General features: G+C 71.5%; 13 protein-coding genes, 1 tRNA gene and 1 pseudogene. 7 read left to right on the top strand and 8 right to left on the bottom strand.

From position 1 onward, the window contains the following. Positions 1–694: pseudogene (locus ACI797_RS02650) on the bottom strand (hypothetical protein); the annotation flags it as partial. A gap of 315 nt (positions 695–1,009) precedes the next feature. Here ACI797_RS02650 and ACI797_RS02645 point away from each other — a divergent pair. The 4 genes from ACI797_RS02645 to ACI797_RS02630 all read left to right on the top strand — a co-directional run bounded on the left by ACI797_RS02645 (position 1,010) and on the right by ACI797_RS02630 (position 4,878). After that, complete coding sequence (locus tag ACI797_RS02645; RefSeq protein ID WP_456856970.1) at positions 1,010–2,623, top strand: hypothetical protein; 1,614 nt, start codon at positions 1,010–1,012, stop codon at positions 2,621–2,623. 137 nt (positions 2,624–2,760) lie between these two features. Then, a complete protein-coding gene (locus tag ACI797_RS02640) occupies positions 2,761–3,270 on the top strand; it encodes a DUF6325 family protein (RefSeq protein ID WP_456856969.1) in 510 nt (169 codons plus the stop codon). A gap of 1 nt (position 3,271) precedes the next feature. Beyond that, complete coding sequence (locus ACI797_RS02635) at positions 3,272–3,439, top strand: hypothetical protein (protein ID WP_456856968.1); 168 nt, start codon at positions 3,272–3,274, stop codon at positions 3,437–3,439. A 65-nt stretch (positions 3,440–3,504) separates the two neighbouring features. Continuing rightward, positions 3,505–4,878, top strand: coding sequence for a chloride channel protein (locus tag ACI797_RS02630; protein ID WP_456856967.1), 1,374 nt, complete (start codon positions 3,505–3,507; stop codon positions 4,876–4,878). A gap of 719 nt (positions 4,879–5,597) precedes the next feature. Here ACI797_RS02630 and ACI797_RS02625 read toward each other — a convergent pair. From ACI797_RS02625 to ACI797_RS02600, 6 genes are all read right to left on the bottom strand, one after another. Then, complete coding sequence (locus ACI797_RS02625; RefSeq protein ID WP_456856966.1) at positions 5,598–6,347, bottom strand: DivIVA domain-containing protein; 750 nt, start codon at positions 6,345–6,347, stop codon at positions 5,598–5,600. Next, positions 6,344–7,492 (bottom strand): globin domain-containing protein, encoded by a 1,149-nt coding sequence (locus ACI797_RS02620; RefSeq protein ID WP_456856965.1) that lies wholly within the window; start codon positions 7,490–7,492, stop codon positions 6,344–6,346. Before ACI797_RS02620 ends, ACI797_RS02625 begins: the two co-directional genes overlap by 4 nt. A gap of 1,257 nt (positions 7,493–8,749) precedes the next feature. Beyond that, a complete protein-coding gene (locus ACI797_RS02615) occupies positions 8,750–8,899 on the bottom strand; it encodes a hypothetical protein (RefSeq protein ID WP_456856964.1) in 150 nt (49 codons plus the stop codon). Between the two features lie 311 nt (positions 8,900–9,210). Next, complete coding sequence (locus tag ACI797_RS02610) at positions 9,211–9,618, bottom strand: hypothetical protein (RefSeq protein WP_456856963.1); 408 nt, start codon at positions 9,616–9,618, stop codon at positions 9,211–9,213. A gap of 1,123 nt (positions 9,619–10,741) precedes the next feature. Beyond that, on the bottom strand, positions 10,742–11,089 hold the full coding sequence (locus ACI797_RS02605; RefSeq protein ID WP_456856962.1) for a hypothetical protein: 348 nt from the start codon (positions 11,087–11,089) through the stop codon (positions 10,742–10,744). Positions 11,090–11,282: 193 nt separating this feature from the next. After that, complete coding sequence (locus ACI797_RS02600) at positions 11,283–11,591, bottom strand: WhiB family transcriptional regulator (protein WP_456856961.1); 309 nt, start codon at positions 11,589–11,591, stop codon at positions 11,283–11,285. A 231-nt stretch (positions 11,592–11,822) separates the two neighbouring features. Between ACI797_RS02600 and ACI797_RS02595 the strand changes: the two genes are divergently transcribed. From ACI797_RS02595 to ACI797_RS02585, 3 genes are all read left to right on the top strand, one after another. Then, a complete protein-coding gene (locus tag ACI797_RS02595) occupies positions 11,823–12,455 on the top strand; it encodes a hypothetical protein (RefSeq protein ID WP_456856960.1) in 633 nt (210 codons plus the stop codon). A gap of 343 nt (positions 12,456–12,798) precedes the next feature. Beyond that, positions 12,799–13,470 (top strand): tyrosine-type recombinase/integrase, encoded by a 672-nt coding sequence (locus ACI797_RS02590; RefSeq protein WP_456856959.1) that lies wholly within the window; start codon positions 12,799–12,801, stop codon positions 13,468–13,470. After that, complete coding sequence (locus tag ACI797_RS02585; RefSeq protein WP_456856958.1) at positions 13,416–14,000, top strand: site-specific integrase; 585 nt, start codon at positions 13,416–13,418, stop codon at positions 13,998–14,000. Before ACI797_RS02590 ends, ACI797_RS02585 begins: the two co-directional genes overlap by 55 nt. Positions 14,001–14,072: 72 nt before the next feature. Here ACI797_RS02585 and ACI797_RS02580 read toward each other — a convergent pair. Then, positions 14,073–14,146, bottom strand: a tRNA-Ile gene (locus ACI797_RS02580). Positions 14,147–14,152: the final 6 nt, after the last annotated feature.

The raw sequence follows: 14,152 nt of genomic DNA, 5'->3' as shown, positions 1-14,152 counted from the left end.
TGCCCGGGGTGGTGGTGCCCGGGGTGGTGGTGCCCGGGGTGGTGGTGCCCGGGGTGGTGGTGCCCGGGGTGGTGGTGCCCGGGGTGGTGGTGCCCGGGGTGGTGGTGCCCGGGGTGGTGGTGCCCGGCGTGGTGGTGCCCGGCGTGGTGGTGCCGGGAGTCGTCCCCGAGAGCTCGGTCCCGGGCGTCGTCGTCCCGGGGGAGGTGGTGCCCGGTTCGGTGGTTCCTGGTTCGGTGGAGCCCGGGTCGGGGGTGCCCGGCTCGGCCGGCGTCTCGGTCAGGCCGGGCAGCAGCGACGTGCCGGGTGGCGCGGCGTCGACGAGGGCCGGGGCCTCCTCCTCGTCGTCGGCGGGCTCGGGAGGCGGGAGGTATTCGGTCGGGACGAGGGCCGACGGGACCGGGGTCGCCGAGAGCGCCAGGTACGGGTCGTCGAATCCGGGTGCCACCACGCCGATCTCGGGGATCGCGAGGGGGCCGGCCGCCGTGGTCGTCTCCGCGGCGGCGGACAGCGGAGCCGCGTCGGTGGCGCCGCCGTCAGGGCCGGCCGCGGACACCGGCGCCACGGTGGTCTCCAGTGCGGCCAGGAGGGCCGCGACGGCGAGCGCACCGGCCCCGGCGCCGATGGTCGAGACCGACCGGCCGGCGCGGCGCGGGCGAGCCGGCGCGGGGCTGCGCACCGCCTCGTGTCTGCCCATCTCGACCCCCGTGCTCCGGACCGACCTCGTCCGCATCATGTCCCGCGGCCGTGGAGCAGGTCCATGGGACGAAGGGCGAAGAAGGGCTCCACCGCGACGGCAGGCGACACGCCGGATCGCCGTCACCCCCCGTGATCGGCCCTGGTGACTCGTCACTGTGCGTGCTCGTTCGAAAGTCGTAGGACATTTTCTGCGATCAGGGGTTGACGGGGCCGCCTCGTCGGCTGGCAGGGTCGTCGGTGGTGGCGCGGCCTGGAAGCCGCCCGGAGATCCGTGCCTCGACTCCTGCTTGTCCGTTCCGGACGGGGGATCTCCGTGAAGCGTGTGCTCGTCTTCGTCCTGCCCGCCCTCCTCGTCCTGGTCGGCTTCGTCGTGATCGGCCCCTCGGCGCAGGCGGCGTCCGGCGTCTTCGCCGCGCGCGCCGGCACCGACGACGCCGAGCAGCAGTCCTCCGGGACGTCGGTCGACAGCTCCGACCTCGAGCTGGTGCAGGACGGGTCCCAGCGGCAGACGGTCGGTCTCCGGTTCCCGGCGGTGACGATCCCTCCGGGAGCGACGGTCTCGCGCGCCTGGGTCCAGTTCACCGCGGACAAGAGCGGCTCGGCCCCCGTCGCACTCACCATCCAGGGGCAGGCGGCCGACAACGCACCCGCCTTCTCCACCGCCGCTGGCGACGTGACCGCACGACCGAGGACGACGGCCGCGGTCACCTGGTCGCCGCCGTCGTGGTCGTCCGGGCAGCGCGGCACCGCCCAGCGGACGAGCGACGTGGCGACCGTCGTGCAGCAGGTCGTGAACCGGCCGGGCTGGCGCTCGGGCAACGCGCTCGTGCTGGTCGTCTCCGGCACCGGCTCGGCGGCACGGGTGGCGGCCAGCGTCGAGACGGGCACCGCCCGGGCCCCCGCCCTGCACGTGGAGTGGACCACCTCGACGCAGCCGACGCCCACGACGCCCACCACGAGCACCCCGCCGCCACCGGCGCCGGGACCGAGCGCGGGCGGGGCCGCCTACGGCTTCCCCGACTGCTCGGCCGGAGGCCGGAGCGTGGTCCGACCGCATCCCCAGGGAACGGTGCTGACCAGCAGGTGGCGCGTCGAGGAACCCCCGGACGACACGACGTACGACCTCCGCGGTGTCGCCTCGATCGCCTTCCCCTCGACGTCGCACGTGTTCAGCTTCGGCACCGGCAGCGACAACCTCGACGCCGGCCGTCGCACCTGCCTGATCGGCGGCGAGCTCCGCGACCAGGTGGGGTACCCACCGCCGCAGACGTGGGACTGGTACCACGACAACGCCAACGCCTCGTGCGTGAAGGGCGCGGCCTACGAGTGGTACCAGATCGTGGGCACCCGGTGCGCGGGGATCGAGGACGGCTTCCGGCCGCAGGAGCCGGGCGTGAACGCCAACAACACGCGCTTCCTGATTGCGCACACCTACCTGACGAACGTCCTGGACGACTGCTTGGAGAACGACTACACGACCGCCGGCGTCGTGCTCGACAGCCTCTGGGCGGAGTGCTACACGGGCATCTCGGAAAGGCCGTCGTCCGACCGTTGCTGGGCCACCCCTCCGGGCGAGCAGCTCGTCCTCGACCGGCTGCTGATGGGGCTGCGCCCGATGGAGCAGCCGGAGGGGTTCGGCTACGGCCGCCTCTTCAAGTGGTCGAAGTGCGAGGGGCCGAACCAGCTCGTCATCAAGTGCTCGGTGTTCTTCGTGCCCGATCACCGGCTCGGCGACGCCGACGGCATGGACATCCCCGCGGGCACGGTGGTCGACGACTCGGCGTGCCCGGGGAACCCGACGACCATCGTGTGGCTGGGTCAAGGGCCCTACCCCGGCAACCTGCGGGGGCTGCCGATCCGGGTGGTCACCGACCGCGGGGTCTGGGACGCGGCCGTCGCGAACTGGAAGGCCCGCCACGGCTACTGAGCGGGTGGAGCGGGAGGGCGCGGACACCCGGCCGGCTCATCCGGTCTGAGCGATGGCCGGGAGCCCGGGAGCGGCGACGATCGCGCCGTCCGCCCGATGCCGGGATGCCCGGCTCTCGACCGCGCAGGAGCGCCGACGTGACACAACAACTCATCGACCAGCCCCCGGACGCCCTCGACGAGCTCGGGCCCGTCGACTGGATCGTCCTCGAGTTCCCGGGGAGCCGGTTCAACGGGGAGATCGCCCCCGCCCTCACGGACCTGGTGTCCCGCGGCACGATCCGGATCCTGGACCTGCTCCTCATCCGGAAGGGCACCGACGGCGCCCTGGACTTCGCCGAGCTGGCCGAGCTCGACGAGAGCGAGGTCGGCGAGCTGCGGGCCTACGAGGGGCAGCTGGCCATGCTGCTCAGCGAGGACGACGTCGCCGCCGCGGCGGCGGCCGTCGAGCCGGGCAGCACCGCCGCCCTGTTGGTGTGGGAGAACTCCTGGGCGGCGCCCTTCGCCTCCGCCGTGCGGCACGCCGGGGGGCAGCTGGTGGCCAGCGGGCGCATCCCCGTGCAGGCCATGCTCGCCGCCGTCGAGGAGCTCGACGCCCTCGAGCGGGACGACGGCACCGACGACGACTCCACGAGGAAGGACGACTGACATGCCGCTGGCAGCTCGCCGCATGCGCCGGGCCGCGGTGATCGGCCCCGCCCCGGTCGCGCGCACCGCCGCGACCGTCGGCACCGCCGCCGTGGTGGCGCACGGCGTCGTCCGCCGGACCGAGCGCCGCGAGGAGCGGCGGGAAGACCGCCGCGACCGGCGCTGGTGACCGCCGCCCCTGACGCTGCCGCGCACCCCCGGCCGGCCGATCCGACGGCCGATCCGCTGGCCGTGATGCGCTCGCGCGCCTACCTGCGCCTGCTCGTCCTCGCCGTGGCGCTGGGGGTGCCGATCGCCGCTGCGGCGTACTGGTTCCTCAAGCTCACCGACCTGGTGCAGCGCTGGGCCTTCGAGTCCGTGCCGCAGGCCCTGGGGTACGGGACGGCGCCGACCTGGTGGCCGTTGCTGCCGCTCGGCGTGGCCGGCCTCGTCGTGGGGGCGACGATCCGCTACCTGCCCGGCGGGGGCGGTGAGTCACCGGCGGACGGCTTCCGGCCCGGGGGGCTCCCGGTGCCGGCGTCGCTGCCCGGCATCGCCCTCGCCGCGGTCGCCGGCATCGGGCTGGGAGCGGTCGTCGGGCCGGAGGCGCCGCTGGTCGCGCTCGGCGGCGGCCTGGCGTACCTCGCGGTCTGGCTCGCGCGCCGCGACGTCCCCCGTCCGGTGGCCGCGGTGGTCGCCGCCACCGGCAGCTTCGCCGCGATCAGCACCCTGCTCGGCACCCCGCTCGCCGGCGCCTTCCTGCTGCTCGAGGCCGCCGGCGTCGGCGGGCTGGTGGCCACGGCCGTGCTGCTGCCCGGGCTGCTCGGGGCCGGGATCGGCGCGCTGATCTTCACCGGCCTCGACGCGCTGACCGGCTACGGCACCTTCTCCCTCGCCATCCCCGACCTGCCGGCGGCGGGCGCGCCGACCGTCGCCGAGTTCGGCTGGGCCGTCGTCATCGGCCTGGCGGGGGCGGTGCTCTGCGTGGCCCTGCGGTGGGCGGCGCTGCGGTTGCGCGACGGCGTCGGGCGACGCCCGGTGCCGTCGACGGTCGTCCTGGGTCTGGCGATGGCCGGGCTGGCCATCCTCTACGCTGGCGCCACCGGCCACGAGGCCGCCGACGTCCTCTTCTCCGGGCAGGCGGCGCTGCCGGGCCTGGTCACCGACTCCGCCTCGTACTCGGTCGGGGCCCTGCTGCTGCTCCTGGTGTGCAAGGGGCTGGCCTACGTGGCCGCGCTGGGCTGCTTCCGCGGCGGCCCGACCTTCCCCGCCATGTTCCTCGGCGCCGTGGGCGGCGTCGCGCTCTCGCACCTGCCCGGGCTCTCGCTCGTGGCCGGCGTCGCGATGGGCCTGGGCGTGATGACCGCGGGCATGCTGCGGCTGCCGATGACCGCCGTCCTGCTCACCACGCTGTTCCTCGGCTCGGCCGGGTTCCCCGTCCTGCCGCTGGTCATCGTCGCCGTCGTCGTCTGCTACGTCACCGTGCTCTGGCTGAGCCCGCCCCAGCCGGCCGCACCCGCCGCGGCCGACGCGCAGGCACCCCCGGCGGCCGGCCCGCCGGCTCCCCGGCAGCCCGCCGACCAGGACGGGGTGCCCTCGCCGGTCAGGCAGGCCCCGCGGGGGACCTGACCGCCCGTTCGCCCTCTGGCCCTCGGGCACGTGAACGAGGCCGCTGCCCTGTCCCCACTCACGGACAAGGCGCTGGACCGCGGTGGCTGAGGAGCAGGCCCATCGCATGTCGAACAGGCTGATGGTTCACACAGGCGCTGTCGGACCATCGAGGATTCGGGGTGTCCGCCACGCAGCCGAAGTGGACCGGCTGCTGGCCGGGGTGCAGTAGGGCGTCGTGCTCCACGCTGATGCCGCGCTGACCCCACGCCCGGTGCCCCACTCGGCGCAGAGCCTCCGCAGCGCGACGGACTCTCCCGGGCGCTCGTCGACGGCGATCACCGAGCAGGCCGCCGCGCTGGTGCCGCGCCCCCGCGTGACCGCCGGCCAGGAGGGAGAAAGCGCTGCTCAAGCCCGCCGGCGCCTGTTCGCCGTCCTCGGCACGACTCGACGCGTTCGTCATTACCGTGTGCCCACCAGCCTGCGGTGGGCAGGCTCGATGGACTGTGCCTACCGGGGAAGCGCAGACGACAGCGGCCGCCCGGTCACGAGAACCGGACGGCCGCTGAAGCTGGAGCACCGGCCCGACGTCGCCCCACGGCGAGTGGCCGCACGCAGCGGCGGCGCGTGGAGCCCCGGGGCAGCCCGGACCCGGCGGTGGGCGAGCCGCGACGGGGACGGATCGACCACCTCTCGGCAAGGCCGGACAGCCCCAGCGACGCCGTCGTGCGGCCGCCCGCTCAGCTCTGGACGGCTGCGGCCATCACCTCGTCGAAGTCGTCGAGCTCGGACCGGGCGTCCCGGTCCTCGTTCGCCCTGTGCGCCGGCGACGTGCCGTTGCTACTGCCCGGGCGCAGCGCGAGCGGCCGCTCGCCCGGTGGTAGTGCGGCCGGATCGGCCTTGCCCCACTCACTTTCGACGTCGCACAGCAGCGCCTCGAGATACGCCCGCAACTGCACCCGGCATGCCGTGGCGAACGTCTTCAGGTAGGCCACCTGCTCCTCGAGCTCCTCGGCGCTGCGGCGGGTGTCGGAGCCCGTCGTGTCCCCGTCCCGACCCGCGGTGATCTTGGCGGCCGCCTCCTGGGCGGCCTGGATGATCGCGCCGGCGTTCTCCCTCGCCAGCCGCACCTGCTCCTCGTAGCGCACGCGGGCCTCGATGGTCATGTTCCGACTCAAGCCCTCGGCCTCGGCGACGTAGTTGTCCGCTGTCTGCTGAGCGACGGAGAGGATCCGCACCGCCTGTTCACTGGGCGACACGGGCGTGGCCACGCCGTCCAGCTGCTGCCTCAGGGCGTTCACCTCGTCGCGCAGCTCGGCCTTCTCCGCGATGAGGCGGCCCACCTCGGCGGCCACCCGTCGCAGGAACCCGTCCACGCTCGCCTCGTTGTAGCCGGGGCGGAGCACGGAGCCGCGCGCGAGGATCACGGTGTTGATGTCGTTGGGGGAGAGCCGCCGGTCGCTGTGCCGGGCAACCTGGGGATCGCTCATGCCGCCACCTTCTCGTCGTCGTCATCGATGCTGGGCCCCGGTCGGCTAGGGGCGAAGACCTCGGTACGGATGCGGTCGGGACGCAGACCGTGGCCGACGAGCCGGGACACGGTGTCCTCGACCATGGCGGGTCCGCCGGCGATGTAGGCCTCCCGGCTCAGCCAGGGCCCCTGCCGCAGGACGACGTCGGCGATGTCGCCCTGCTCCAGGTCCGACACTTTGTCCTCCGAGACCGCGAGCGTGACCGTCAGCCAGGCGTGCCGCTGGGCCAGTCGGGCGAGATCGGCCCGGTCGTAGAGGTCGCCCTCGGTCCGCGCCCCGACGAACAGGTCCACCCGTCGGGCGGGCCCCCGGCAGGCGATCTGGTCGATGATGGCCTTCAGCGGGGCCAGGCCGGTGCCCCCGGCGACGAGCAGCAGGTCGCGATCGGACTCGGCGTCCAGGGCGAGGTTGCCGACGGGCGGGCCGAGGCGCAGCACGTCGCCGACGCCGACGCCGTGCACGAGCGCGGAGCTGACCGGGCCGCCGGCCCGCGCCTTGACGTGGATCTCCAGCTGGCCGTCCGGGCGGGGCGCGCCGGCCGGCGAGAAGTAGCGCCACAGCCGCGGCCGCAGGTCGGACTCCACGGAGATCGACTGCCCTGGCAGGTAGCTGAACGGCGTCCGCGGCTGCAGCCGCACCACCGCCACGTCCACCGTGCGCCGCTCGTGCTCGACGACGTCCGCCTCCCACCAGGGCGGCTCGGACGCGGCCGCGTCGGCCGCTTCGGTCATCACCTTCGCGACCAGCTCGTAGGCCGCCGTCCAGTCCGCCGCGAGTTCGGCGTTCCACCCGTCGTCGAACCGCTCCAGGGTTGCCAGCAGGCTGGCTCCCACGGCCGGGTAGTGGTCGGCGACCGTGCCGAACTTGCGGTGGTCACGGCCGAGTTGCTGCAGGAGCGGCACCAGTGCGTCGAGATCGTCGACCCGGGCGACCACCTCGCCCAGCGCCGCGAAGAGCCGGTCGCGCTGGTGGGCCATGGAGACGGGGAAGAGCTTCCTCACCTCCGGGTGGCACAAGAATAGGTGAGAGTAGAAGTACAGCGGCACCTCGTCGCCGGCCGCTGCGGCCTTGGCGAAGCTGGCGCGCATCGCGGGGATGTTCACGTGCCCTCCTCCCTGGGCGGGGTCCAACGCACGACTCGGGTGGAACAGAGGCGGATTAATCCGGTAGCCGCGCGGTGGGGCAAGGTCCCGCGCTGCCGGATCCGGCCTGTCCACCATTTGCACTAGTCCCGCTGGTACCGGGCGGCGCGCCCGGCGCGCGGCTGCCCGTGGGGTACGCCCCGTATCAGCGCGGACGGCCGCCGTACCGGCCCTGACCGGCTCATAAGCGCGTTGCGGTGGACCGGACGGCGCGTGACCGGCCCGGCTCCTGACCCGCTCGCCACAGCTCACGGCGGACGGCAACGACCCGGCCGGCGCGCCACGCCGACATGCCGCCCCGACGCAGTCTGCATTCCGGCCGGTGCGCTCGGTTCACGGCGCGCGGCACGCGGGGCCCAGCGGCTCGGCCCCTTGCAGGGATGTTTCTCCGCACCGTGCTCTGACCTGCCGGTTCGCCGGTCCGGTATCCGCTCGTGCGCCGGTCGTAGGGACCTACTGCACATGCATGAGCCGGTTCGCGGAGCCGAGGATCATCGGGAGGAAAGACCACGTGGTGGCCTGGACGAGGGTTCGCGCAGGAATCCATACCCGATCCGCCGTGGCCCCCCACGCCGGATGCTGCCGGTGCAGCTCGAGCACCACCGCCGGGACCTCGGCCGGCATCTGATGCGGGGCACGACAACGGCCGGTGCGACCGATCCGCCAGCCCGTCCAGGCCGCCGGGCTCGTGCCGGGCCGGCCACCCGTGCACCGCCTGCCGGGACACCCCAGTGCTAGGCCACCGCGGGTCACGTCGTGCCCCTGGGCGATCACCGCCCGCACCGGCGGTCCCGTTGCTCTGCCACGCTCAGCCCCTGCACGCCGGAGCGTCAAGATCAGCCGAAACAGCTGTCAACCATCAACCGAGACACTGTCGCGCCTCACCGAAGCCCGCAGGTCAAGCATCAGGCGGAACCACATCAAGCGGGTGGGGCGGGTGGGGCTCGAACCCACGACCGGCGGATCATGAGTCCCGGCACGGGGGTGCCAGACGATGCCCCCAAGTGCCGTTTCGCTGCTCACAGCCGCGCAAGTTGCCGTCGACCGTCGCCGCGTTTTCGCCAACTTCTGCGCAGTCCGCGACCACATCGCGACCACGGACCCCTGCTGTAGCACCGGCTATGGCAGACGGGTACCGAAATGGAGGCAGCGCCCCCGGGTTGAGGGAACCAGCCCGGGGGCGCTGCGCTGCAGGCGGGGTTGCTCAGGCGTTGGACGTCAGCTGGGCACGATGGGGTTGTCCGAGCAGTTTGTGCGCACCCAGATCTGGATCTCGCGCACCTCGACCGTCGGACCGAAGAAGGCCCGTAGCTCAGTAACCACCTCAGGGGGAATGAAGGGCGGCGGGTTGAGGAGCAACTCCTCCATTGCGGCTGCTCGCTCCTTCGGAGTCAAGTCATGATCGCTCGCCGCGTGGCTTACCCGAGTGCCGAAGCAGTTGGGTTCGCCTGGGGTCCCAACCGTGTCGGCCGATGCGACGCCTGGCGCGATCAGAACGCCAGCCAGCGCGACAGGTATGACGAGTGATCTCCGAAAGCGCATGGGTGCTCCTCAGCGGATGGAACACCCTCTACGTCGAGGGTGTCCTGAGGGTGCGGACCCTATTGCTCCAGCGTCGAACGCAACAAGGACAAGTGCCCTGGCCAACTCCGCCGACCGCCTGAGCCCCCTGCATCGCGTCAGGGGCTGGACGCCACCGCGCCCTCGAGGCCCTTGTGGATGGCTTCCTGCAGCTCCCGCAGCTTTTCGACGTCGCCCCGGCTTCGCGCCCAGGCGCGATATGCCGCGTCGATGCGCATCTCCCGGCGCCGTTCCTCTGGTAACTGCGGGACCTCTGCCGCGGCGTTCACCAACTCGGCGCGCTGACCCCCACCAACCCGGACGCCGTCGCGACGGTCGAACCTATGCACGTAGCCCACACCACGGTCGCTGCGGGTGGAAACGACCAAGCGGGATCCCTCGAGGCGGACCACCGTGCCGATGCAGATCCGCGGCCGGCGGAAGTTGCCGCTTATCTCGATCGTGACCGTGTCCCCGGGCGCCAGGCGCGCGAGTTGTTCGGCTGTGAGCCGGTTCTCGGCGGACAACGCTGACACTCCCTCCCGTGGTGATGCGGGGGGAAGCCGCGACCACAAATGTACGCGTGCAGAGCAGGGTCGTCCGCACCCTCGCCTGAAAACGCCACGACTCGCCGCATGGCGGTACGACCGAGCGAGGGACCCATCGCCGTCCCACCGACGCAGCAATAGCTTGGCCCCTGCGCCTGCCAGGTGCAGCCCACTCGAGGGGAGCAGACATGCGAAAAGGACTGATCGTCGCTGGAGCGGGACTGACCTTCGTGCTTGCAACGGCTGTACCAGCTTCCGCTGCGAACGACACCAGTGTGGAACGGTGCACCGCCACCGTGACCCGGCAGGTGGAAGCTGGCCTCACGGCTGGCGGTGGCCCTAAGACCGACTTCCCCGGCCCCACGAACTGCGACCACTTCTGGCAGTTCCTCGGCGCGATCGGCAGCGGCAAATAGCGAGCGGCACGCTGTCGAAGGTGGAGTGCGGCGCCTACCGGCCGCACTCCACCTTTCCCTTGGTCGACTATTCGCAGGCCTTGAGCACGGCCCGCACCCGCTCCGGCGGCACGACCGGCATGTGCTTGCCGCGGCCCCACTCGTGCACCGCGGGAACTCGACGTCGGCCATCCATCCGCGGCCGTCGTCGCACAGCCGCCAGGCGTGCTGGATGCCAGGCCACCACTGGCCACCCTGCTCGACCTCGACGGGTCGGGGTGGGTCGAAGCGACGTTCTTCAATTTGGCGGACCGGCTCGAACACACGTCCGATCCAGCCTCCGCGGGTACTCCGACACCGTGACCCGCTCGAAGGTGTGACGAGTCGTGACGCACCCGTGTCTCAGCAGTCGCGGTCAGCCACCCTGACACCGTGCCCATCGTGACGGCGACGACGGCGCTGCCTCACGAGCACCTAGGGCGCGCTACTGCCGGCCTGCGGGCCAACTTCGGCACAAGCTTGTGGACGGGGGCGCAGGGCCCGACTGGTCGACGCTGGTTGTCGAGGGCCCGACGGTATCGAGAGACGGCCTTGGGCGGCCGTGGTTCCAGTACGTAGCCAGCGTAGAGAGCCGCGATTCAAGCGACCACGCGTAAGCCTCGAGACGCGCAGTTACGCGAGGATGATCTGCCGACGCTCTTGCGCCGCTAGAAGGAGTCGAGTTGGCAGGTCGCTCTGACTTGCCCGCTGACAGTGGCTGTCACCCTGCCGGTGCCTCCGAAGCACGGGAGCGTCCCGACGAAGGTCCGGTCGAGGCTGTAGCCCTCCGGCAGCTGCCCCCGGGCAACAACCACGGTCCGACCGGTGTCCGTCGTGATGATCGTGCACTCAGCTGGGAAGAACTCGTCCACACCGGGAACGTCACCGGGCTCAAAGAAGCAGAAGGTCTCGTCCGGATGCTGCACAAAGGCGGCTGCCGAGGCTGGCGCTGCCATCGCCACGCCCAGGACTGCGGATGCCGAGAGTCCAGCCAGAATCTGTGAGATCCGCCGCATGGCTACCTCCCCCAAGGGCTCGCGGCGAGGCGGCGCGGGTGCTGTCGGATCCGTCTCGCCAAGGCGAGGGATAGAGGTTATGGGTGAGGCGAGGACGCAGCACGTAGCCTTTCCGCCGGTTGCCGATCCTCGGTCGTTTCGTCACCCACTGTCGCTGGGACGAATGGTCCAGTAGCGCGACACTCGGACGGAACTACATGACCCGCCGGATCGCCCGCCGCTCCTCCGGCAGGGTCGCTCCCCACACCCCGAACCGCTCGTCAGCCGCGATGGCGTACTCGGCACACGGACCGCGGAGCGGGCACAGCCGGCAGGCGGCCTTGGCGCCGTGCGTGGCCGGCGAGTCGAGGTCGCGCTTATGGGGCCACCAGGCCGCGTAATCCTGCGTCTGGCACTCGACCGTGCCGACTTCCTCGAGGCCAGCCTGCAGGTCTAGCCATGCTGGCAGCGCCGTGGGCGGTATCGACCACAGCCCCCGCTCCTGAGCCTCCCCTCGGCCCATCGGGGCATTACGTCACAGTGTTATCAACCGGGTGGGGAGGCGCGCCGAACGATGTTCCAACCTCGAGACAGCCCGCCGAGCCTGCCCACCAGACCGCATGACGGCAAAGTGACGAACCCGCAACTGTCCGCTGCGCAACGCTCAGACGGCTCGCCCCGGTACCTGCGGCCGTTGTTGAGAGCAGTCGGCATCGCGAACCTATGACTTGGGCCTCGTCACCCGGAGATGCGTATGGAACCGAAGCATGGGTCAAAGCCATACGAGAAGTCGTGGAAGCGCAGGGCTGCCGAATGGGGCTTCACCGCCATTGCCATCGGCCCTGCCGCGATGGGAATGGCCGGCAATGTGGTCGCCAACACGATCACTCAAACCTTTACGGCGGTGGCCGAGCAGGTGCACGCAGTACCTGCTAGACCGCCTGGATTCAGCCGAATCATCACCGACTGTGGATACGATTACGATCGCAAAAGGTGGGCTGTGCCGCACCCTGTCGAATTGGCCGAGAAGTTGATGCAACGCGTCATCTGGCAGTCCGGATGGCACATCCTAAGCACCGAGGACCTTCCGGCCGGACTGCAGCACCGACTCTTGCAAGACATCTTCTACGCGGTCGATGCGAACACCGCAATGGAGCTACTGAGAGCGCCCTCCAATATCGTCAAGGTTGACGCCCTCCGTCCCTTGATCGATGGCCTCAAGGCGGAGCAGGCGAATCTCAGTCGGCTCGACCTCTACAAGGTGCACGCCCCTGTCGAACCTGTAGGGTCCGTCCGCGTAGAAACCCCTTCCGGCCCACAAACCCTAAACCTCACGACCGAGAGGAAGCCGCCCATTGGCACAGCGGAGTCATCACCTCAGAACTGAGATCGACTCTCTCGGGTTCTACGGCCCGTAAAAAGATGCGGGACACCGCGGCCGTCACCCAGGGCCCCGATGCTTGGGACGCCCTGATCGACTTCGTCCGCGTGAAGGGGCAGGAGCCGGATCCCGTGCTGGAACTGCTCGCTGGCCGCGAACACGGCCATGGTGAGTACGAGCCTGTGTTTGAAGACGTACCGCCCGCTCAGCCCAAGCGCCCCGACGGGTCCGACCCGGAGGCCTTCTACGCGGCTGTTGCAGCGCGGTATCGCCACCTCGTCCGGGGCAGCGCGAAGCCGGCGGTTCTGATCGCCGAGGACGCCGGGGTCCCGGTCGCCACGGCTCGCCGGTGGATCAACGAGGCGCGGCGCCGTGGACTTCTACCGCCGGGGCGGCAGGGGCGGGCGAAGTCAGCAAGCGGGCGGCGAGCGGCGAGTCGTCGATCCGCAAGGGCGCCGACGGACGGTTCCACGGCTACGTGTCCATGGGGCTCAAGGAGGGCGGCAAGCGCGACCGCCGGCACGTGTCCGGTCTCAAGCGGGCCGATGTCGTGGCGAAGGTGCGCGAGCTCGAGCGCAAACGGGCCGCCGGGACCGCGGGTGCGGCCGGCAGGGCGCCGACGGTCAGTCAGGGGGTAGAGCACTGGCTCGACACGGTGGCGGCACGCAAGGTGCGCCCGTCGACGCTGGTCCGGTATCGACAACTCGTGACGCATCAAATCGTCCCCGCCATCGGTCACCACCGACTCGACCGGCTGCAGCCGGAGCACGTGGAGAAGCACTACAGCGACCTGCTGGGGGAGGGGCTCGCACCGGCCTCGGTCTTGCAGGCGCACCGGGTGCTCTCTCGTGCCCTCAAAGTGGCTACGCAGCGTGACAGGATCGCCCGCAACATCTGCACGCTCGTCGATGCTCCAAGCGTCGAGCGCGAGGAGTTCGGCCGCTGTCCGGCGAGGATGCCCGGCGGGTGCTCAACGCAGCGCAGGGTCGCCGCAACGCGGCCCGGTGGTCCGTCGCTCTAGCCCTCGGTCTGCGACAGGGCGAGGCGCTCGGGTTGACGTGGAGCGCCGCTGACCTCGAGGCCGGAGCGCTGACCGTGCGCCAGGCGTTGCAGCGGCAGCCCGGTAGCGGCCTGGTGTTCGTGCAGCCGAAGTCACGGGCCGGCCGCCGGACGATCGCACTGCCTAGTCAACTTCGCGACGCGCTGCGGGCCCACCGGACGGCCCAGCTCGCCGAGCGGATGGTGGCCGGGTCCGTATGGGAGGACTACGACCTGGTCTTCTGCCAGGAGAACGGCCGGCCCATCGATCCGCGCAGCGATCTGCGGGCGCAGAAGTCCTTGCTCGCGGCTGCCGGAGTCCGCGATGCCCGCCTGCACGATGCCCGGCACACGGCCGCGACTCTGCTGCTGCAGCAGGGCGTGCCGGCGCGGGTGGCGATGGACATCCTCGGCCACTCGCAGATTTCCCTCACTCTCGGCGTCTACAGCCACGTCGTCCCGGAGTTGGCAGAGGACGCCACCCGGCGCATGGGAGAGGCACTGTGGGGGTGAGATGGCAACCACTGTGGCACCGTGGGCACATCATCGAACGGCCTGCAGACGAGAAGACGCAGGTCACTGCGGTGGGGCGGGTGGGGCTCGAACCCACGACCGGCGGATTATGAGTCCGCAGCTCTGACCGGCTGAGCTACCGCCCCGCGAGC

This window comes from Geodermatophilus sp. SYSU D00691 (genome assembly GCF_054050275.1).
This window is presented reverse-complemented; position numbering and strand designations above follow the sequence as displayed.

Bases quoted from the DNA above. Each gene is read 5' to 3' on its own strand.
- ACI797_RS02635 (WP_456856968.1), top strand. From the start codon at position 3,272: ATGCCGCTGGCAGCTCGCCGCATGCGCCGGGCCGCGGTGATCGGCCCC.
- ACI797_RS02630 (WP_456856967.1), top strand. From the start codon at position 3,505: ATGCGCTCGCGCGCCTACCTGCGCCTGCTCGTCCTCGCCGTGGCGCTG.
- ACI797_RS02625 (WP_456856966.1), bottom strand. From the start codon at position 6,347: ATGAGCGATCCCCAGGTTGCCCGGCACAGCGACCGGCGGCTCTCCCCC.
- ACI797_RS02615 (WP_456856964.1), bottom strand. From the start codon at position 8,899: ATGGAGGAGTTGCTCCTCAACCCGCCGCCCTTCATTCCCCCTGAGGTG.
- ACI797_RS02605 (WP_456856962.1), bottom strand. From the start codon at position 11,089: ATGCGGCGGATCTCACAGATTCTGGCTGGACTCTCGGCATCCGCAGTC.
- ACI797_RS02600 (WP_456856961.1), bottom strand. From the start codon at position 11,591: ATGGGCCGAGGGGAGGCTCAGGAGCGGGGGCTGTGGTCGATACCGCCC.
- ACI797_RS02595 (WP_456856960.1), top strand. From the start codon at position 11,823: ATGGAACCGAAGCATGGGTCAAAGCCATACGAGAAGTCGTGGAAGCGC.